A 20,078-nucleotide genomic window follows, 5' to 3' on the forward strand; every position below is an offset into this window, starting at 1 on the left:
CGCCGAATCTATTTTATAAGCCCCTTAAAGCCTAAAAACGCAAGACTCAAAAGTCCAGCCGCCACGTACAGAATCGGAGTTCCCTTGAATGCCTCTGGAATTTTTGCGATTCTGATTCTGCTTCTTACACCGGACATAACCACCATGCTCAGAAGAAATCCGCAGGCGCTTCCGACCGCATACACAAGGCTCTGCACGTAGCTGAAATTTTTTCCGATGCAGTTGATTGTAATGCCCAGGACGGCGCAGTTTGTTGTAATCAGAGCAAGATAAACTCCCATTGAAGAGTAAAGTCCCGGCGCTGATTTTTTAAGATAAAATTCAACAAGCTGAACAAGAGATGCAATTACAAGTATGAAAAAAAGTGTCTGGAGAAATTCAAGCCCAAGCGGAACCATCACGAATTTATACAGAGGCCAGGTTACAACAGTTGCAAGAATTATAACAAAAGTTGTCGCAAGCCCCATGCCGGAAGCTTTTCCCGTTTCCGCTGTCATTCCTATAAAAGGACAGATCGCCAGATACTGAATAAAAACAACATTATCAACAATAGCCGATTTTACAAAAAGCTGAAGCAGCTCTGTCATTTTGCAGCCTCCCTTTTATTTTTTAAAGCCTGGACAGCAGCTCCGAGCACACCGAAAACAATAAAGCCGCCGGGTGCGCTGTTCAGAATTCCGATGCGGTATGCTTCAGGAATAAGCTCAACTTTAAGCGAAGTTCCAGACATCAACGTTCCGCTGCCAAGAAATTCGCGCGCAAATGAAATCAGCACAAGAACCGCAGTATAACCTATTCCCATTCCAAGCGCATCCAGAATCGAATTCCCCACAGTATTCTTGGAGGCAAAAGATTCCACGCGCCCCATGATAATGCAGTTCACAACAATCAGCGGCAGAAAAACTCCGAGCGCATCATACAGAGATTCCACATAAGCCTGAAGCACAAACTGGACGATTGTTGTAAACGCCGCAATAATAATTATAAAGACAGGAAGCCGGATTTCAGCCGGAATGCACTTTCTGAAAACGCTGATTACAATTTCGCTCATCATAAGAACAAACATCATGCTCATTCCCATTCCAAGTCCGTTAAAGACACTTGTTGTAACTCCGAGCGAAGAACACAAGCCTATATTCAAAACCAAAAGCGGATTTTCCTTTAAAAAGCCATTCGTAAAAATCTGCATCTGCTTGTTCATTTTAATTAAACTCCTGTCCATCAAGAACTTTCAAAAGACATTCTGTTCCCGCAGAAACAAGTCCGCCAACTCCGACACTGGTTATAGTCGCCCCGGAAATAGAGTCAAATGTCTGTCCGGCAACAAAACCGTCCCTGGCATTTTTTCCCTCAAACTGTCCGTAGAATGTTTTTCCGCTGCTCAAAGTGAATGTCGGGTCATTAGCCTTCAAGCCAAAGCCCGGGGAATCCGTAAGCTCCAGAAACTGAAGACCTGAAACAGTTCCGTCAGTTTTCATTCCAACCATAATAACAGCCCTGTCATAGGTTGCACCTGAAACCTGGGCCACACCGCCGATTACAGTTCCATTCTGTTTGGCGATGTAAATTCCCTCTATTGAAACTCCCTGATTTGACGGACTCGGAAACTGAGTTACGGGCTCGAATGAATCCGCTTCCTTTATGACAGTTTTCATAGCCGCATTGGCCTTATTGAGTCTGTTCTGGGCAATACGGGCAAAGGTAAAATTATTCACAACAGCAAGAACTGTACATGCCGCCATTGCATACAAGGAAAGTATGAGTCCAAGGCGGAACATCTCAAGGACTGAATTTTTCTGATTCATTTTTCAGCCTCCGTATTTTTTTCATTGCTCAGGGGAACTGCATTCGCCACATCGAATTCCTGAATGATTTTACGAGGCTGCCGTCTTGCGGCTTTTTTTCCGTAGCCGTACTTGCGGGCTGCAAGATTGTTAAGGAACGGAGCCACAGCATTCATAATCAAAATACTGAACATCACACCTTCAGGATATCCTCCGAATTTTCTTATCAGGAAAGTTATAAGTCCGCAGCCAAAGCCAAACACCAGACGACCTTTTTTTGTTACAGGAGCCGTCGCATAGTCAGTGACCATAAAGACAGAGCCGAACAGAAGTCCTCCTGACAAAACAGCAAAAAGAGCATCTCCGCCGGAAACAAAAGTCAAAAGCGCAGCAGTCGCCACCATTGCAGCAGGAGCGCGCCAGTCTATGATTTTTGTAAAGGCAAGAAAAGCAAAAGACAGCAAAATCAGCAGCGCAGAAGTTTCCCCGATGCAGCCCGCTGTGTTTCCAAGAAAATACTGAAGATACATATCACCGTCCGCCGCAAAGCCTCCAGCCTTCACCTGCGATAAAACAGTTGCGCTTGAAACCGCGTCCGTTGCAGGATTAAGCCACGAAGCCCCCAGTGCAGCCGGAAAACTTATAAACATAAATGCGCGCCCTGTAAGAGCCGGATTAAAAACATTGCTTCCGATTCCGCCAAAAAGCCCCTTTGCAATAACAACCGCAATAAACGCGCCGAGGCAAGTCATCCATAATGGAGTTGTAGATGGAATTACAAGCGCAAGCAGAACTCCCGTAACGCAACAGGACAGATTGGCGACCACCACTTTCTGGCGGGTAATCTTCTGGAACAAAAGCTCAAAAACAAAACATGACACTACAGAAACCGCTATTTCAGCCAGCGCATGCCATCCAAAAATAATAACGCCGTAAATACATTCAGGAAGAAGAGCCAGCAGAACGGCGGCCATAATCTTCTGTGTTGAAAGCCCCGCAGTAAAATGCGGACTGGAAGAAAGAAACAAATTATTTTCAGAGCTCATTTTTTTACAGCCTCCTTTGCCTTTGCAGCGGCCATCTGCTCACGTACAATAGATTTTCCAATCCTGAACCGCTGGACAAGCCTGACGTTTGCAGGACAAATATAGGCGCAGCAGCCACATTCAACACAGTCCATAAGCCCGAGTTTTTTTGCCTTGTCAATGCAACCGGTCTTGAGCTCCCTGACCATAAGAACCGGGCTCAAACGCATTGCGCAGACAGACACACACATTCCGCAGCCTATGCACTGCTCCTCGTCACAAAGATATGTTTCCTCTTTTTCAAGGAAAGTGATTCCGCCTGTTCCCTTTGCAACTGGAAAATTCATGTCAGGCATTGCAAAGCCCATCATAGGACCGCCGGAAATTATCTTTGCAGCCGCATTTTCCTTCAGTGTAAAATATTCCGGTGTCAAATCGCAAACCAGAGTTCCAACCGGAACTCTCAAATTGCATGGATTTTCCACTGCTCCGCCTGAGATGGTGAGGCTTCTTTCAATCAGCGGCTTGCCCAGCCTGAAAGCATCGCTTATAGCGCAAAGTGTTCCTACATTTGAAATTATAACACCAGCATCAGCAGGAAGCTTTCCAGCGGGAATTTCACTTCCGAGGCAGGAAGAAATTATAAATTTTTCCGCGCCCTGGGGATACTTTGTCTTTACAAGCATCACCTGCATATCGTCGGCATAGCCTTTTTCCTGTATTATTTTTTCGAGCGAAGGCTTTATATATGCCTTGTTGTCCTCAAGCGCAATTATTCCGGCGGCTCCTGCAAGATTAAGAACAATCGCAAGTCCGTCAATAAGCCTTTCCGGAGTTTCTATCATTGTCCGCTCATCGCAGGTAAGATACGGTTCACACTCAGCGGCATTGACAAGAACGTAGTCAATTTCCTTGTCCTCAGGCGGATTGAGCTTTACATGAGCAGGAAAAGATGCGCCGCCCATGCCGACAATACCGGCCTCCTTTATGCGCGCGAGAGCTTCGTCCCTTCCGCAGGCAAAAGGATCCAGCGGCTCCATAAACTGAACATTGTCAGAACCGTCGGCTTCAATAATAATGCAGGGCGCAGTCATTCCACCAGTTACAGTGCAATTCTGTATTTTTTTCACTTTGCCGGAAATAGAAGAATGAACCGGCACAGACATAAACATTTCGCCCGAAGCTATCTTCTGCCCTTTCGCAACAGAATCCCCAACCTTTACAAGCGGTGTGTTTGGAGCGCCGCCCATAGTAACTGGAATCGCAACCGTTCCTGAAGAAGGAAACGCCTCTTTTATAGGACATTTATTGGACAACTCCTTCATTTCCAACGGAAAGACTCCGCCTTTAAAAGTGTGTGTTTTCATGAGAATAATTTTACTATAGAAATTATAAAAAGTCGATAATCACAGGCGACATAGCACATAAAAAGCGCCGGATAAAAATTCAAAAAGCCGCCGGAAAAAATGCTGATGAAATGCCAAAGAATTCCACTCAGTTTCACTGCTGGACAAGATCCGCTGTCTGCGCGCCCGAAGCCTTCACAAGATCAGCAGGAGAAAGAGCAAGCTGAAGCCCGCGGACACCCGCGCTCACATAAACTGTTCCGCACTGGAAAACTGACTCATCAATGAAAGTCCGGAATTTGCGCTTCATGCCGATAGGAGAACAGCCGCCACGGATATATCCAGTAAGCGACAAAAGCTCCTCGGGCTTTACAGGGTGAACTTCCTTTGCTCCGCACACAGTCCGCGCTTTTTTCAGGCTGATTTCGCAGGACGCATTCTGGCAGAACACAACAATTTCCTTTGTGTCGGTGCTCATCACAATTGTCTTGAAAACCGAGCGGGGATCTATGCCGAGCTTTTCAGAAAGATTTATGGCCGCCCCTTTTTGAAGCTGATGCTCGCCGTCATCGTCATAGGCTCTTGTTTTATATGGGATTTTCAGCCCGTCCAAAATGCGCATTGCATTTGTTTTTTTCATTTTATTTTGCCGCAGTGGAATTAGTAACGAAAATTCCGTTATTGGCAAACAGAGGAATTGTGCTGATTCTCTGCTTCCAATATTCAGCCTCGGTTTTTGTTGTGTAAGGGCCGACTCTCACGCGGTAATGAAGAACACCCTTTGCGTCCGTAAAGGTAAACACCTCGCATGGAATTTTATTTGACTCAAGGATTGCCCTTGCCTCATCTGCATTTTTAGTAGTTGTATAAGAGCCTGCCTGCACCCAGAATTTATCAGAAGATTTTTTTGCGGCGGAAGACGGAGCTGCTTTTTTTGCCGGGGCGGAAGAAGCTCCCGAAGCTTTCGCAGTTTTTTCTGAAGCAGCCGGCTTGCGAGAAGAAGGCTCAGGCGCAATAGTATTCTTTTCAACATTGCGGTGAACGGCATTTGTTTCGCGGATTGCAGTTTCAGCAGCTTTATTCTGCGCCCTGACATTTCCTGACTCAGGCTCAGTTTTTCTCAATGAATTCAAATCAATCGTAGTGGACGAAGAATCAGGAATATTGTAGACAGTTGTATTTTCTGTGGAAATAAGGACATCTGCATTTTTTGCATCCAGGGGACTTTTTTCCTCTGAAGGAATTTCTGAATTCAGATTCAGGGAATCTCCTGCTGCTTCAGAAGCCGCCTTTTCATTTTCCAAAGCATCCGGCTCCGTTGCAAAATAATCGATTCCAAACATTTCATTCTGCTTCTGCTCGGCTGTTTCAGGAGCCATCCACACTGAACCAGAAGAACGCTGGTAAAGGGCACTTGTATTTTTTTTAGTTTCAGACGCATAAAGAATTACAGCGGCGCCAAGCACAACTGTCAAAAAAATTCCAGCCGCAAGCACAATCCAAATAGTTCGTTTCTGTTCCATAATTTTATCCCCTCTGCCAGCTTTCGAATTTCTAAATAAGAGGAAAATTCTAATTTCAGTTTTCAGAAATTTCCTAAAACAAAAAGCCGGTATTCCATAGAACCTAAAAAAAACAGAAGTTTTCCGAGGTTCCATACAAAGAATATCGGATAAAAAAAAGGAATATTTAGCACAAAATAGCAGATTATTAAACTCAAAAAAATAAAGCGCCGCCCTGTCAATCTTAAAAACAGCAGGAAAGAACCGCCTGAATTTTTTTCCGGAGAGAATCAAGGCTTCCGAGGTTATTGATTCTGAAAACCTTTATTCCAGTTTTCTTGTATTCCCTGAACATTGTCCTCTGCGCAAGAAAACGCCCCAAAATCTGACAAGTCTTCATTCCGTCACGTTTTTTTGAGCGGACAAACCTGACAAGCGCGGGACTGTCGATAAAGAAAACGGCATCGGCTCTTTTCATCACAGGAATTTTATAAAGCACAGCGGCATTGAGCACAACATTCTTCCCTGCGTTTTCATCAAGAAATTTTTCCAGCTCCGCATTTATATAAGGAAACACAATATCTTCCTGTTTTCTCACAAGCTCTTTTTTTTCAAACACAATAGCCCCGAGGTTTCTCCTGATGATTTTTCCATCCGCGTCCAAAAGCTGAATTTTCTTTTGCTCGGCAAACGCAGAAAACGCAGAAAGAATTTCATCCCTGCAAGCATCAACTGCCCTGTGGCCTACAAGATCCGCATCAACTGAAACAAACCCCAGCTCCTCAAGAATAGAAGCCGCTGCATTTTTTCCGGCAGCCATGGGGCCTGCGACACACAAAACCATCAGTGGAACTCGCCCCAATTTTTTCCCTGCTCAATGCTTACACGCAAAGGAATTCTAAGATGAACCGCATCTTCCATTTCGCGCCGGATAACTTCAACAGCAGCCGTGGCATTTTCCTGCGGGCACTCAAAGATAAGCTCATCATGAACCTGGAGCAGCATTTTTGCGCCAGTCCCGGATTTTTCAAGAGCCGCCTGAACTTTTATCATTGCGGTTTTCACAATGTCGGCGGCGCTTCCCTGAATCGGAGTGTTGACAGCAATTCGCTCCGCACCCTGAAGCACAAGCTTGTTCGCGCTTCTTATGTCAGGAATATAACGTCTGCGCCCGGTGATTGTTTCAACATAGCCTTTTTCGCGCGCTGAAGATTTTGTTTCATCAAGGAATTTTTTAACGCCTGAATAAGTTGAAAAATACTGGTCGATGAAATTCTTTGCATCAGTGCGGCTTATGTTCAGCTCACTGGCAAGACGGAATGCGCTCATGCCGTACATCACACCAAAATTAACTGTCTTTGCAAAGCGCCTCTGCTCGGAAGAAACCTGCTCAGGGGAAATTCCGTAAATCAACGCCGCCGTGGATTTATGAACATCGATTCCATTTATAAACGCGGAACACAAATTTTCATCCGCGCTCAAATGGGCAAGCACAACAAGCTCAATCTGCGCATAGTCAGCAGAAATAAGAACAGTTCCCGGCACAGCTGTAAAAGCCGATCGGATTCTTCTGCCAGACTCTTCCCGCACCGGAATATTCTGAAGGTTCGGATCGCGGCTAGAAAGTCTGCCTGTGGCTGTTCCAGTCTGAAGGAACGACGTGTGGATTCTGCCGTTTTTATCGGCGAGCAGAGGCAGGGCTTCTACGTACGTGCTCTGAAGCTTTGTGTACGAGCGGTAGTCAAGAATTTTCCGGGGAATAGGATCAGCGGTGGACAATGCAAGCTCTTCAAGAACCGCCGTGTCAGTACTGTATCCTGTCTTTGTTTTTTTTCCGTGCGGAAGCCCGCGTTTTTCAAATAAAATTTCCTGGAGCTGCTTCGGAGATGAAATATTAAATTCGCAGCCGGCTTCATTGTATATTTCCTTTTCTTTTTCACGAATCAAAACAGAAAGCTCGTTTTTATATTCATCAAGCTTTTTTCTGTCAAGATGAATTCCCTGAATTTCCATTGAAGCCAGAATCGGAATAATTTTCATTTCCATTTCATAAAAAAGATTTTCAAGGCGGGCCTCGCGGATTTCATCTTTCAGAAGATAATAAAGCTGAAGCGTAAAGTCAGCATCTTCCGCGCCGTACAAAAAAGCCTGCTCCAGCGGAACATCCGCAAAAGTCTGGTTCTTCTGAACAATATCCTTGAATTCAATTCCCTTCAGCCCGAGCCTTGTTTCCGCCATATATTCCAGGCTGTACGGACTCTTCCCGGAAACATCAGGATTCAAAAGCCAGCCTGCAATCATCGTGTCAAAAATCCGGCACTCAATTTTTTTGTTCATTCCGTTTGAAGCAAGAACTTCCAAATCAAATTTTCCATTGTGCATTACAAGCGTGAGTTCTTTTTCTGAAAAAAGTTTTTCCAAAACAGCCAGACAGTCTTTTTTAGAAATTGTTTCGGGAGCAAACATTCCGCCGCTGAGAATGACGGGAACATAAATTCCTTTTCCGCGCTCATTGCTAAGACTGAAGCCCACAAGATTCGCCGCATGAGTATTCAGGCTGTCAGTTTCCGTGTCAAACGCCACAACTTTTTCAGAGGAAGCCAGAACTGAATCCGCAAAATTTTCAAGCTCGCTCAAAACCATGCAGGGCTTGTAGTCGCCGCTGTTCTGCCTTGGAGCAACCGCAGTCTTTTCGGGAACGGGCGGCTCTGCAAAAGAAATTTTTTCCTGCTGTTCTGAAGCGAACGATTTTGAAACAGCATAGGCTCCGTATTTTACAAGAGCCTTGGCACCTTCCTTGAAATTCATTTTTTTTGTGCAGAATGAATCAAAGTCAATTTCAACAGGAACATCATAGCGCAGCGACACAAGTTTTTTTGAAAAATAAGCATTGTCCCTGTCAGCTCTGATTTTTTCTCCGAGCGCGCCTTTTATTTCAGAAGAATGTTCGTATATTCCGTCAAGACTTTCGTATTGCAGAAGAAGCTTGAGCGCAGTTTTGTCGCCCACTCCTTTTACTCCGGGAATATTGTCTGAGGCGTCCCCCACAAGCGAAAGATAATCCAGTATTTTTTCAGGCGGAATTCCCCACTTGCTTTTTACTTCCTCAGCTCCAATAGTTTCCCAGCCGCCATTCGCACGGTCAGGCTGCATTTCCAAACAGGAATCCGTAACAAGCTGAAGCAGATCCTTGTCCGCGCTCAGAATTCTGCATGGACGTTTTTCGTCCTGGCATTTTTTTGCAACCGTCGCAATAATGTCATCTGCCTCAAAGCCATCGCAGCGCAGAACGGGAATTTCCAAAGCCTCAAGAATTTCTTCTATCCACGGAACCTGTGCGTGCAAGTCCTCCGGGGTCTTAGCGCGGTTCGCCTTGTACTCAGCATACATTTCGTGGCGGAACGTCTTTACCCGGGAATCAAACGCCGCAGCCAGATAGCACGGATTGTACTTTGAAATAAGCGCCTTCAAATTCTTGAAAAAAATAACAAGCGCGCTTATATTGTCCCCCGCGGGATTTGTAAGAGGATGATTCAAAAGCGCATAATACGCCCTGTAAATCAAGCCGTAGGAATCAAGTATATATACAGTTTTATCTTCTTTTTCTTCAGACATAGAGAAAGTTTAGCACAAGTTGAAATTAAAAAAAAGGGAATACTGAAAACAGAGCTTTCCTTTACAGAAAAAAAATTTGCATATATAATCTCCGCCCGGATATGGAAGAGCTTTTTAAAGAACGACTGGACACTGTTTTTACACGGCGCGGAATCACCACCCACAGAAGAATCCGGCGTTTGCTGCAAAAGCACAATGTAAGCATAAACGGAAATAGAATTCTTGAAAGCGGATTCAGAATAAATCTTGAATCGGATAAAATTTTCATAGACGGAAAACAAAAAATTCTTGCGCCGGACATTTTTCTTATGATGAACAAATGCCGGGGAACAATCTGCTCCACCAAAGACAGCGGTCTCTACAGAACTGTCTACAGCCTTATTCCAGAATCATACTTTGAATATGCAAGAAAAAATTCCCTTCAGAAAATTCATACAGTTGGACGGCTGGACACAGACACAGAAGGTCTTTTGATTTTTACAACAAACGGAGATTTTTCGCACAGCCTGGCCGCCCCGAATTTCCATGTAAAAAAAACATATTTTGTTCAGCTTGAAATTCCTGAAACAAAAGAAAGGCAGCAAGAATTTATAAAAAATTTCAGCGCAGGAATTCTTGTTCCGCCTGAAAAAAATGAAAAGGAATTTTTTTCAAAGCCGTCTGTCATAAAATGGAACAGTCCGGATTCATGCTTTCTTACAATAACAGAAGGAAAATTCCACCAGATAAAAAGAATGTTTGCCGCAATGGGAAACAAAGTGGCATTTTTAAAAAGAACTGCCATCGGAGAACTTCAGCTGGACAAAACTCTTCTTCCCGGGCAGCTGCGCGAAATTTCGCAAAACGAACTTCCGCTTCTATTCAAATCCGAAGGCACAACGCCAAAGAAGAATTCCGAGTTGCAGTTTCCGGGCGAATAAAAGCAGAAGCCTGTTTTTTTATTCGGAATCCTCTTCTGCGCCTGGAGAATTTTCAGGGGCAGGCTGAATTTTTAAATCTTCCGCTGACACTTCAAAAGTTGACTTGAGCGTTCCCTGCACCAAATAAATTTTCTTATCATCATCAACACGGACATAGCACTGGCTTCCGGCCGCAGAATCCTTGCCGGCATACAAAGTGCGCACTTCCTTTCCGCCTGAAAATGCAACAACCTTCACGGCATTTTCATCAGTCAGGCCATAGCGTTCCAAATCTGAAAAATCATAAGAAACCGTTGAAAGAATTTTTATTTCATTTATAGAATTCACAATTCTGTTCACGCGGTTTTCCATTGCAGGCAAATCATCCGCAAGCCAATTTTCATTTTCTTTTTTAAGCGAAAGAATATGAAATCCATTTTTTGTTATTTCAACTGCATCGATGTCACCATCAAAAACAACCGTCTTGATTTTTGTTTTTCCCAAAAATGCAAGCTGAAAAATATACACCGCAAGCAAAAATGCAATCGATGAAAGAAGAATTATTTTTCTTGTATAAGCACTGTGCTTCATTGTTAACTCCCAGTTTCTGTTAAACTATTTCATTCAAGCAGCTCCCTGCAAAACAAAAAGCTGCGATTGATAAATTCACCCGGATAAAATCTGAATTCTAATCCGCACGTTTGTTTTTTATGCGCGAATCATCAGAATCATAGAGAAGCCTTATTTTTTCTCTGTGGCGGCGACGAATAATAAACACACAACCACCTGCCAAAACAACCAGAACCGCAAGTCCGACCTGGTTAAAATATTTCACAGCAAGCGCAAATTTTCCTGAATTCACACGGAGGCTGTTCAGAGAAAGATTTTTTGTGCGCATTGAGCAGAGGTCATCCTTTCCATTCATATAGTCCACAACATTGCGGATAAAACAGGAATTCGGTGTCTGTGAATCATCCTGGAAAATTCCCATCTTGGAGCTTGCAATGTACGAAGTTGAGGCAATGAAAATTTTAGACTCCTGCGCGCTGCCGGACAAATGCGACTTCATGTTCAAAACAGCGCCGCTGTCTTTTTCCAAAGGAGAATTCTCAAATGCGCTCTTGAATTTTCCCTCGAGCAGAACCGCAACTTTTCTTGAAGCAAAACGGTCTTCTTCCTGCGGTGGAAAAATAGACATCGGACTCAGAACAAAATTTTCTTCAGCCGGAACAGTCCATGATTTTTCAGAAGTTTTTGCAATCACAGAAACAGACACGGAGCCGTCCTCTTCAGCTTTTGAAGTGTCAATCTCAAAGGCATCCGGGAAAGCAACATTTCCGAGATTTTTTGAAATGACATTTCTCTGGCTGAGCGAATTCTTTTGAATCATCGGCAGATAGTAAAAATCAAGTTTTCCGTATTGCTGATGAAGCTGTGAAAAACATTCTTCATCCATAACATATTCACTTCCGACTTTTATTCCATAGCTGTCAAAAAGTTTTTCAAGGCCGGTTTCAACAGGAACATATTCAGGCTGCATGTAATATGCCATTTCGCCATAGGGCTTTCTTTCATCCACTGAATCCACAAGGAAAACAACATTTCCTCCGCGCAAAATAAACTGGTCGATTTTATAAAGCTCATCATCAGTGAATTTTTCCTTGGGGCCGTTCACAATCAGCGACTGCGCAGAAACAGGAATATCCTGCTCGCCCAGATTCACTTCCTGCAAATCGTAGGTATCAGAAAGAAGCGTTTTTAAATACATTGACTCGCTTTTGTCAAGGAGAGAACTTTCACCATGACCTGTGCTGTAGGCAACTATCGCATTTTTTGAAACAACATTCTTCACGCAGTCCTCAATATTTTCCTCAAGCTCATCAAGTCCAGAAACAACATACATAAATCCCGCGTTCAAGAATCTGAGCGGAACCACTTGGAATTTCTGCGCATACTCAACAACAAGCCCGAGCGCGCCGTATTCAATCGAGCCGTCGGAAGCCTGCCATGAAACAGACTGTATTCCATATTTGCCTTCAAGGCTCACAGCTTCCTGCGAATCCGGACTTGAAGAAGAAAATGAAATCCGCCCCTTGAATTTTTTATTGACAGAATCAACCGCTGCGGAAACCGTGCTGTCAATTCTGTTAAAATCCGCAATGCCAAACTGCCCAAGGGCATCTGTCTTGTACAGCGAAATTTTCACATTGTCAGAAAGCCCCGCAAGAATATTTGTGCTGGAAATAATTTTTCCAATGGCAGTGGTCAGCTTATACTCAAGACCATCGCTTGTAGAAATTCCGTCAATCTTTTCAATCTGGTCAGCATAGGAAAGCACAATCCCCATAAAGACATTTTTAAATCCGACCTCATTGTTTTTCAGTTCACGTATATGAATTTGATTCAGACCGTAGCCTCTTGCAATCCGCTGATTTTCATAATCTTCCATATCGAAAAATTCACAGCTGAAATTGCTGTTCGCGGCATTTCCGTATTCCGCCAGAATATCCTTCACATACTGCTCAACGCTCGAATACGGAGCCGGAAGATTTGACGAAAAAAACACCTTCACATTCAGCGGCTCCTCAAGATTTTTCACAATGCTCCGGCTGGAACTTGAAAGCGAATAGGACTTAGAGCCGGTCAAATCAATTCTAAAAAACGCGCGTGCGGCAACCAAATTCAAAAGAACAACCGCAATAATAAAAAGCCAGATGTCCGATGCAGGACTTTTTATCCATGAAATAAATTTATTTTCGTTTTTCATTTTTCAACCTTTCCTTTGATTTGAAATTACACAGACCGAAAGAGAAATAAAAATCGCTGTCACAGAAAGAAAATACAGAATATCCCTGGAATCAATTATTCCGCGCGACACTGACATAAAATGACTCGTGGAAGAAATGAAGGATGCAAAGCCCACAAAAAATCCAGGAAGAAGAACAGAAAAAATTGTAATCATCGTAAGAAAAATGCAGACCGCAAACGCAAGGAAAAAAGCGATAATCTGATTCTTTGTAACAGAAGAAGCAAAAACTCCGATTGCGCAGAAAGACGCAACCAAAAGAACCGCGCCCAGATATCCGCCCACAACCGGCCCGAAATCAATTCCGGACGAAGCGAAAACAACGCACGCTATCACATAAAAAAACGTCGGAACCAAAAGAGCCACGCCCAAAACAAAGCAGGCAAGATATTTTCCAGCCACAATATCAAAGGTTGAAACAGGAAGCGTAACCAGAGTTTCCATAGTTCCGATTTTTCTTTCCTCGCTGAAAATTCTCATAGTCATCGCAGGAATAAAAAAACTGAAAAGTATGGGAAGAAGCTCAAAGAAATTCCTCAGCTCCGGCCTGTTCACAAGAAAGAAAGTTGAAAAAAACATAAAGCCGCTGAACAAAAGAAACAAGGCTCCCACAATATACGCAACAGGACTTGAAAAATAAGAAGCCAGCTCGCGCTTCATAATAACTGCAAAAGATTTATTTTTCATTTTTTCTCCAAAAAAAAATCAATGATAAAATATCAATTTCCAATTTGACTTTTTAAGCCGCTCCGCAATGAAATGAATTTGCAACGCAAATTTCCAGCGGAAGTGACGGTCAACAAAAAAGCTTGCAACGCAAACTTTAGGTAGATAAAAGCCGTGCCCTACTCTCCATTTTCATTATCCGCAGATGTGAGGCTTCTGAACACTTCCTCAAGGCTGTTTCGTTTCTGCTGCATCTCATAAAGTTGCAGACCATTCTGGACACAAACCTTGGCAAGCTCAGGTCTTATTTCAGTGTCTTTTTCCGCGGAAATTTTAAGCTCGGTTTTTCCATCACAGGACTTTGCGCTGACCTTTGAAACTCCGCTCACTCCGCCAAATATTTTTTCAGCCTCTTCGCAGGAAGCCCCGGAAACACAGAGCATAATCTCCGAAAAATTTCCAAAATGCCCGCGCAGCTCCTCTGTGGAACTGTCTGCAACTTTTTTTCCGCCTGAAATAATGATGACTCTGCCGCAAAGCATTTCGACTTCGCTGAGAATATGCGTTGAAATAATTACAGTGTGCGTTTTTCCAATCCGCTTTATCAGATTCCTCACTTCAAGAACCTGGTTCGGGTCAAGTCCGCTTGTAGGCTCGTCAAGAATAAGAATTTCCGGATTTCCCATAAGCGCATGGGCAAGTCCCACTCTCTGGCGGTTTCCGCGGCTCAGCTCCCCGATATTCTTGTGCATGACTTCCTTCAGCCCGCACACCTCGCAAAGCTCCCGGCACCGTTCCTGCGGATTCTGACCTTCAATTTCCGCAATGTATTTCAAGTAGTCCGCAACAATCATGTCCGGATACATCGGCGCGCTTTCCGGCATATAGCCAATTCTGCGTTTTGTTTCAACCTGATTTTTCAGGACATCAAGCCCGTCAACTTTTATAGTTCCAGCATCCGGCTCAAGGAATCCTGAAATCATCCGCATTGTCGTTGTTTTTCCCGCGCCGTTCGGGCCAAGAAGCCCCACGATTTCTCCGCTCTGAATGGAAAAACTCACATCATCCACAGCCAGGAAATTTCCAAATGACTTGGACACATTTTCAAGCTCAATCATAATCACCTCATCAATCTGATTAATATAATAAAACAAACAAGAATCCACAAGGTTATAGGCAGCCCGAAAAACAGCTGAATTTATTTTTGCGCACGGTGAGGTTCATCAAATAAATTTGACCTAAAAAAAATCTGGTATATAATAGTAGTTATGAATCATGCGGCGGGCTTTACACCAGCGCTGCTGAGGCATGCTGATTAACACCTGAAGCGATTAATCATCACTCCTTAAGCGAGGGAAATATGGATTTGATAAACGAAATGAAAACTATCGGAGCGGACATGGATGCGGGCCTTTCGCGCTTTATGGGGAACACACAGCTTCTGGAAACCATGCTGAAAAAGCTCCCCGAGTCCATTGCGCAGAACAGCGGAATAGACCAGGACATTGAAAGCGGAAACATCAGCGCGGCGATTTTAAAATCCCACACACTGAAGGGAAACACAGGCAATCTTTCTGTGACTCCGCTGTTTAAAATGTACACTGAATTAACAGACCTTCTGCGCGCACAGAAAATTCCAGAGGCAAAGGAACTTCTGAAAAAAATTCTCCCGGTGCAGAAAACGGTGCTCGATATAATAGCAAGGCACAGCTAGGCATTTTCCCCTGGCAGAGGAAAATTCAGTTCACCTTTGCCGTCAGCTCTGAAAGCAGGGGAATCAGCTGCTTCTTTCTTGAAACAATATCTTTCATATAGTAAATATGCTCGTCGCGCTTGGGGAAATTCATAACAGCCTCAAAGCTCGGGTCGCTTGCAAGAAACATTATTGAGCTGAGCTTGGTTATATCAGTTACAAGCAGCGCGCTGAACAAAGCCCCCTTGGACTTGCGCTCCTGTTCAAGGCAGTCAAGGAATTCCTTTTTGCGCTCAACAATTTCCCTGGTGCTGTCAACTTCTATCTGGCTCACTGAATACTTGAATTTATTTTCAGAATATTCCTTCATATCCTGATGAACAACTTCCTCCGCAGACCGTCCGTCTATGTGGCTTCCGCTTTTTATGATGTCATTTCCGAGTGTCTTTATGTCAAGCTCTGTTATGTTGCTTAGATACTCCGCGGTAAGAACATCATATTCAGTTGTTGTTGCGGACTGAAGAATCAGCGTGTCGCTCAGAATTCCGCAAAGAAGAATCGAAGCCATATCCTTTGGAATTGAAATTCTGTTTTCGCGGTAAAGATTTGCGATGATAGTGCTTGTCGAGCCGACCGCCTTGTTTATAAAATTAATCGGAATACGCGTTGAAAAAGTATTTATCTTGTGATGGTCAATAATTTCCTGGATTATATAATTTTCAATTCCCTCAACAGCCTGCTGCGGCTCATTGTGATCCACCAGAATAACCTGAATATTCGCCTCATGCAACAAATCGCTTTCGCTGATAATTCCAAGCACCTTGAAATTATCGTCAACCACCGGAAGACAGCGTGAAGGGCTCTGCGCAAGCTGCGCGCGGATTTTCTGAACCGTATCGCCTGCCTTCACCGGAAGAATTTTTGTATCCGCCATGGAACTTACAGGCGATGAATACTCAACAAGCATCGCGGTGGCAACAGAGCTGTCATGCCCCGAAATAACGGAAACAGAATTTTTTCTAGCAAGCTCCCTGAGTTCTTTTTTTACAACATAATCCTTTGTGACTATAAGGGCGCGGACTTTTGCTTCAATAGACATTCTCTGAATATCCTCGCGGTCGCCTGTAATCACAACAAGATTTTCACTTTTGTGCTCGGAAAGCAGCCGCTGGAACGAATCCGCATCGTCATCGCCAATCATGAGCGAACACTTGAAATAGTCGTCAGCATCAAATTCAACAAGAGGAACCGCTCCCAGAGTCTTTTCTATAAGGCGGATGCTTGTCAGAAAAATATCATCTTTTTTCGGACTGAGAATCTTAAAAGAATTCAGAGCGAAGGCGTTGTAATTCAAAAGCCCCTGGTAGGTTCCGTCCACATTGACAATCGGAAGAACAGAGGAATTTGTGCTTATCATTTTGTCAACGGCATTCCACAGCGGAACATCCTGATCCACGGCGGAATATTCTCCGTTCATGTAATACTCTGTCTTGGGAATCAAGTCAGGTATATATTCAGGCGGGTCAACCTTGAACCTCTTGAAAATGTATTCTGTCTGGGGCGCAAGTTTTCCGGCGCGGGCTGCAACGTAGCCTTTCTTTCCCAGAAGCTGCTTCAGTCTTGCGTATGCGGCAGCTGAAACCACAGAATCAGTATCAGGATTTCTGTGTCCTATTATATACACTTTATTCATAACACACTCCAATACGTCCGGCGAAGGCGCGCTCCGCACAAAGCCCGGCCCAGTATCAGCGAGCCAAATTTCCAGTTTTCGTTGAATTTACAAAAAGGCATAAAACTTTAGAATTTTTTTGCTGCTACAAAAGGCGCGCCGTATCCCAGACAATCTTGCTTAAATTATACTGCATAACTGACGATTTTTACAATCGCCAGAAAAGCTCAAAAAAATATTGAAAATGACTTTTAAAAGCTCCTGTCAATCTTGACCTAAAAGGAATTTTTGCGTAAGTTTTCTACACTATGAAAAAATTTTTTTATACTTTTACGATTTTTTTATGCTTTTTTTTACTTTCAGGATGCGGATACAACGGACTTATTGACAAGAGAGAAGCCGTAGAGCAGCAGTGGGCAAATGTAGAAAACCAGTACCAGAAACGCCAGGATCTGGTTCCGAATTTGGTGGCAACGGTAAAGGGCTATGCTTCGCACGAGGAAGGAGTTTTCACTCAGATTGCCGAGGCGCGCTCAAAGCTCGGTGGAACTGTATACGCCGACATAACCGACAATCCTGAAAAATTCGAGCAGTTCCAGAATGCGCAGAACACTCTTTCAGCAAGCCTTGGACGGCTTCTTGCGCTTACGGAAAACTATCCTGACCTGAAGGCAAACGAACAGTTTCTTGACCTGCAAAGCCAGCTTGAAGGCATCGAAAACAGAATTTCCACGGAGCGCAAAAGATACAACGATTCTGTAGGCGAATACAACAAGGCGATACAGAAATTCCCGGGTGTTGTCACGGCGAAAATTTTCGGGTTCACAAAAAAGGCCTATTTCCATTCGGACGAAGCCGCGGCAAAAGCTCCCGTTGTTTCATTTTAACGGCGGCTTAAAAACACAGTGTTCTATTTCTGCATTTTTTTTATGCTAAAAAATAGAAGATTGTTTTTACGCTTTTCACAAGCCTCACACTATAAGGCAGTCCGGAAAATTCGCCCAGCGTCTTTTTCGCGCTGCCCTTTAAGCGGAAAATAAAAATGCGCATAGATTTTTTCAAGGAAAAACACAAGGAAAAAGGCTTCGGCTTTATTCTCATACTTATATTTCTTTTAATAACGTTTCTTTCCCTTTCAAAAAGGCAGGAAGAGCCTGATGCCGTGAGCCACGCAAGCACTCAGGCTGAAGGACTTTACAATCCTGTTCTGGACAATGCCGGCGTTTTCACACAGGAAAGCAAAAGGCGGCTCGAAAGTTTCATTTCACAGCTGGACACACAGGCAGGTGTTCAGATTGCGGTGATTACTGAAAAAACAATCGGCGAAGAGGACATCGAATCGTTCAGTCTGCGCCATGCGGAAAAATACAAGCTCGGTCAAAAGGGAACTGACAACGGCGTGCTTATCACAGTTGTAACGGAGCAAAAAAATGTGCGCATTGAAACCGGCTACGGCGCAGAGGGAATTCTTACAGATGCCGCCTGCTCGCGGATTATAAGAAACACAATAATCCCCCTGTTCAAGCAGGAAAGATATGCCGAGGGAATAGAAAGCGGCGTAAAGGCTATTGCAGAAGTTTTCACAGGCGAAGAAACAGCGCAGCCCGCCATTGCACAGCAGAATTCCGAAGAAAAAGAGGAAGTCAAGCCCGGCTCATTTGTTCCGCTTTTGTTTATTGCGCTGATTATCTTTTTTATGCTCAAACGGAGAAACGGACTGTGGCTGCTATACTTAATTCTGGGAAGCAGATGGAACGGAGACCACAAAAATAATCACAATGACTTTAAAAGAGGCGGCGGCGGAACTTTTGGAGGAGGCGGCGCAAGCGGAAAATGGTAAATCCCGCTATTTTTTGCCGTCTGTCTTTTTTACAAGCGCGCTGATTTCGTCAGCCATTTTTTCAAGAGGAACCTGCTTTTGGACGGCTCCAAGCTCATAGGCAACACGGGGCATACCGTATACAATGGAAGATTCCTCATCCTGCCCTAAAGTCCATGCACCCTGCTTTCTCATTTCCGCAAGCTGAGCCGCACCATCGCGGCCCATGCCTGTCATTATAACGCCCAAAGCCCGGTTCTGGTATATTTTTGCCACTGACTCAAACAGCCAGTCCGCGGAAGGCCGGTGTCCGTTGCGAAGATCCGCGCTTGAAAGCCTTATGACATTGCACAGCGTAGATTTTTCAACAACAATATGGAAATTTCCCGGCGCAATATAAATCTGCCCAGGGTGAATTTCATCCTTGTCTTCAGCTTCCTTGACGGCAAGAGGGCAAATCTTGTCCAGGCTGGCGGCAAATTCCCTGGTGAAACCAGCCGGCATGTGCTGAACAACCAGTATCGGCTTGGAAAACTTCGGGTCTATTTTTGCAAAAACTTCACGCAGCGCATTAGGGCCGCCTGTTGAAATTCCAAGGGCGACAACTTCAATCCGCCCCGGCTCTCTAAGAGGCTCTATGACTTCTGGATCTTTTCTTTTTGAACCGCAGAAAACAGGAGAAAACGAAGTCTGCGAAAGCGATGCCGGACTTATTTTGTCTATAAGGCCTTCTTTTTTTGCCGCCGCTTCTGCCTCGCGGAATTTAGCCTGCTTTACAAATGTTTCAGTTGAAGGAATGTCCTTTCCCTTTCTGCGGGCATATTTTCCGCCGTACGAGGCGATTTTTTCCATGATTGCGCTGGAAACAGAAGCGATGTTTGTTGAAATAGAACCTGAAGGCTTGGTAATAAAATCGCTGGCCCCAAGTTCCAGGCACTGCATTGTAACAGCCGCGCCCTTTGTAGCTATTGAAGAAAGAATCACGACAGGAATATCTATGTTCAGCCTTTTTCTTTCCTCCAAAAACTGAACGCCTGTCATTTCCGGCATTTCTATGTCAAGAAGTATCAGATCCGGCTTAAGAACCGGAATTTTCTGCAATGCGAATTTTCCATTCATCGCAGTTCCGCAGACACACATTCCTTCAGTTTCGTCAATAACTCTTGAAATAAGATTCCGCATCAATGCAGAATCATCGCAAACAAGAACTTCAATATTATCCATCAGTATCTCCGAATCAGCAAAAACAGG

At 44.1% G+C, this 20,078-nt stretch carries 19 protein-coding genes; 4 read left to right on the plus strand and 15 right to left on the minus strand.

Annotated elements, in window-relative coordinates; genetic code table 11:
- Positions 1-8: 8 nt before the first annotated feature.
- The 9 genes from ACI4L0_RS09645 to polA all read right to left on the minus strand — a co-directional run bounded on the left by ACI4L0_RS09645 (position 9) and on the right by polA (position 9,272).
- Positions 9-587 carry an electron transport complex protein RnfA gene (locus ACI4L0_RS09645; protein WP_439799962.1) on the minus strand — a complete coding sequence of 193 codons (579 nt, stop codon included), beginning with the start codon at positions 585-587 and terminating at the stop codon, positions 9-11.
- Positions 584-1,201, minus strand: a complete 618-nt coding sequence (gene rsxE, locus ACI4L0_RS09650) for an electron transport complex subunit RsxE (RefSeq protein ID WP_439799963.1) — start codon at positions 1,199-1,201, stop codon at positions 584-586. The genes ACI4L0_RS09645 and rsxE overlap by 4 nt, the downstream gene beginning before the upstream one ends.
- Position 1,202: 1 nt before the next feature.
- Entirely contained in the window at positions 1,203-1,805 is a 603-nt protein-coding gene (locus ACI4L0_RS09655; RefSeq protein WP_439799964.1) for an FMN-binding protein, read from the minus strand.
- Positions 1,802-2,830, minus strand: coding sequence for an RnfABCDGE type electron transport complex subunit D (locus ACI4L0_RS09660; RefSeq protein ID WP_439799965.1), 1,029 nt, complete (start codon positions 2,828-2,830; stop codon positions 1,802-1,804). Before ACI4L0_RS09660 ends, ACI4L0_RS09655 begins: the two co-directional genes overlap by 4 nt.
- Positions 2,827-4,176, minus strand: coding sequence for an electron transport complex subunit RsxC (rsxC, locus tag ACI4L0_RS09665; protein WP_439799966.1), 1,350 nt, complete (start codon positions 4,174-4,176; stop codon positions 2,827-2,829). The genes ACI4L0_RS09660 and rsxC overlap by 4 nt, the downstream gene beginning before the upstream one ends.
- A 133-nt stretch (positions 4,177-4,309) precedes the next feature.
- Positions 4,310-4,795, minus strand: a complete 486-nt coding sequence (gene ybaK / locus ACI4L0_RS09670) for a Cys-tRNA(Pro) deacylase (protein ID WP_439799967.1) — start codon at positions 4,793-4,795, stop codon at positions 4,310-4,312.
- Between the two features lies 1 nt (position 4,796).
- A complete protein-coding gene (locus ACI4L0_RS09675) occupies positions 4,797-5,678 on the minus strand; it encodes an SPOR domain-containing protein (protein WP_439799968.1) in 882 nt (293 codons plus the stop codon).
- A gap of 223 nt (positions 5,679-5,901) precedes the next feature.
- Positions 5,902-6,519: a dephospho-CoA kinase gene (coaE, locus tag ACI4L0_RS09680; RefSeq protein WP_439799969.1), complete on the minus strand. Its 618-nt coding sequence runs from the start codon at positions 6,517-6,519 to the stop codon at positions 5,902-5,904.
- A complete protein-coding gene (gene polA, locus ACI4L0_RS09685; protein WP_439799970.1) occupies positions 6,501-9,272 on the minus strand; it encodes a DNA polymerase I in 2,772 nt (923 codons plus the stop codon). Before polA ends, coaE begins: the two co-directional genes overlap by 19 nt.
- A 101-nt stretch (positions 9,273-9,373) precedes the next feature.
- Between polA and ACI4L0_RS09690 the strand changes: the two genes are divergently transcribed.
- The gene (locus ACI4L0_RS09690; RefSeq protein ID WP_439799971.1) at positions 9,374-10,192 is read left to right on the plus strand and encodes a pseudouridine synthase; all 819 of its coding nucleotides are present in this window, start codon (positions 9,374-9,376) and stop codon (positions 10,190-10,192) included.
- A gap of 18 nt (positions 10,193-10,210) precedes the next feature.
- On the opposite strand, the gene ACI4L0_RS09695 is transcribed toward ACI4L0_RS09690, so the two are convergent.
- The 4 genes from ACI4L0_RS09695 to ACI4L0_RS09710 form a co-directional block, all read right to left on the minus strand.
- A complete protein-coding gene (locus ACI4L0_RS09695; RefSeq protein ID WP_439799972.1) occupies positions 10,211-10,762 on the minus strand; it encodes a DUF4340 domain-containing protein in 552 nt (183 codons plus the stop codon).
- Between the two features lie 97 nt (positions 10,763-10,859).
- Positions 10,860-12,938: a Gldg family protein gene (locus tag ACI4L0_RS09700; RefSeq protein WP_439799973.1), complete on the minus strand. Its 2,079-nt coding sequence runs from the start codon at positions 12,936-12,938 to the stop codon at positions 10,860-10,862.
- Positions 12,939-12,941: 3 nt separating this feature from the next.
- On the minus strand, positions 12,942-13,664 hold the full coding sequence (locus tag ACI4L0_RS09705; protein WP_439799974.1) for an ABC transporter permease subunit: 723 nt from the start codon (positions 13,662-13,664) through the stop codon (positions 12,942-12,944).
- 158 nt (positions 13,665-13,822) lie between these two features.
- Positions 13,823-14,761 carry an ABC transporter ATP-binding protein gene (locus tag ACI4L0_RS09710; protein ID WP_439799975.1) on the minus strand — a complete coding sequence of 313 codons (939 nt, stop codon included), beginning with the start codon at positions 14,759-14,761 and terminating at the stop codon, positions 13,823-13,825.
- Positions 14,762-15,003: 242 nt separating this feature from the next.
- Here ACI4L0_RS09710 and ACI4L0_RS09715 point away from each other — a divergent pair, with 242 nt between their 5' ends.
- Positions 15,004-15,357, plus strand: a complete 354-nt coding sequence (locus ACI4L0_RS09715) for an Hpt domain-containing protein (protein ID WP_439799976.1) — start codon at positions 15,004-15,006, stop codon at positions 15,355-15,357.
- 25 nt (positions 15,358-15,382) lie between these two features.
- Here ACI4L0_RS09715 and ACI4L0_RS09720 read toward each other — a convergent pair whose 3' ends face one another.
- Positions 15,383-17,029: a putative manganese-dependent inorganic diphosphatase gene (locus ACI4L0_RS09720; RefSeq protein WP_439799977.1), complete on the minus strand. Its 1,647-nt coding sequence runs from the start codon at positions 17,027-17,029 to the stop codon at positions 15,383-15,385.
- A 287-nt stretch (positions 17,030-17,316) separates the two neighbouring features.
- Between ACI4L0_RS09720 and ACI4L0_RS09725 the strand changes: the two genes are divergently transcribed.
- Together ACI4L0_RS09725 and ACI4L0_RS09730 are read left to right on the plus strand one after the other, a co-directional pair.
- Positions 17,317-17,895 carry a LemA family protein gene (locus ACI4L0_RS09725; RefSeq protein ID WP_439799978.1) on the plus strand — a complete coding sequence of 193 codons (579 nt, stop codon included), beginning with the start codon at positions 17,317-17,319 and terminating at the stop codon, positions 17,893-17,895.
- Positions 17,896-18,050: 155 nt separating this feature from the next.
- A complete protein-coding gene (locus ACI4L0_RS09730; protein ID WP_439799979.1) occupies positions 18,051-18,848 on the plus strand; it encodes a TPM domain-containing protein in 798 nt (265 codons plus the stop codon).
- A gap of 6 nt (positions 18,849-18,854) precedes the next feature.
- On the opposite strand, the gene ACI4L0_RS09735 is transcribed toward ACI4L0_RS09730, so the two are convergent.
- The gene (locus ACI4L0_RS09735) at positions 18,855-20,051 is read right to left on the minus strand and encodes a protein-glutamate methylesterase/protein-glutamine glutaminase (RefSeq protein ID WP_439799980.1); all 1,197 of its coding nucleotides are present in this window, start codon (positions 20,049-20,051) and stop codon (positions 18,855-18,857) included.
- Positions 20,052-20,078: the final 27 nt, after the last annotated feature.

The sequence above is a fragment of the Treponema sp. genome (genome assembly GCF_051883275.1).
In the GTDB taxonomy this organism is placed as follows: Bacteria; Spirochaetota; Spirochaetia; order Treponematales; family Treponemataceae; genus Treponema_D.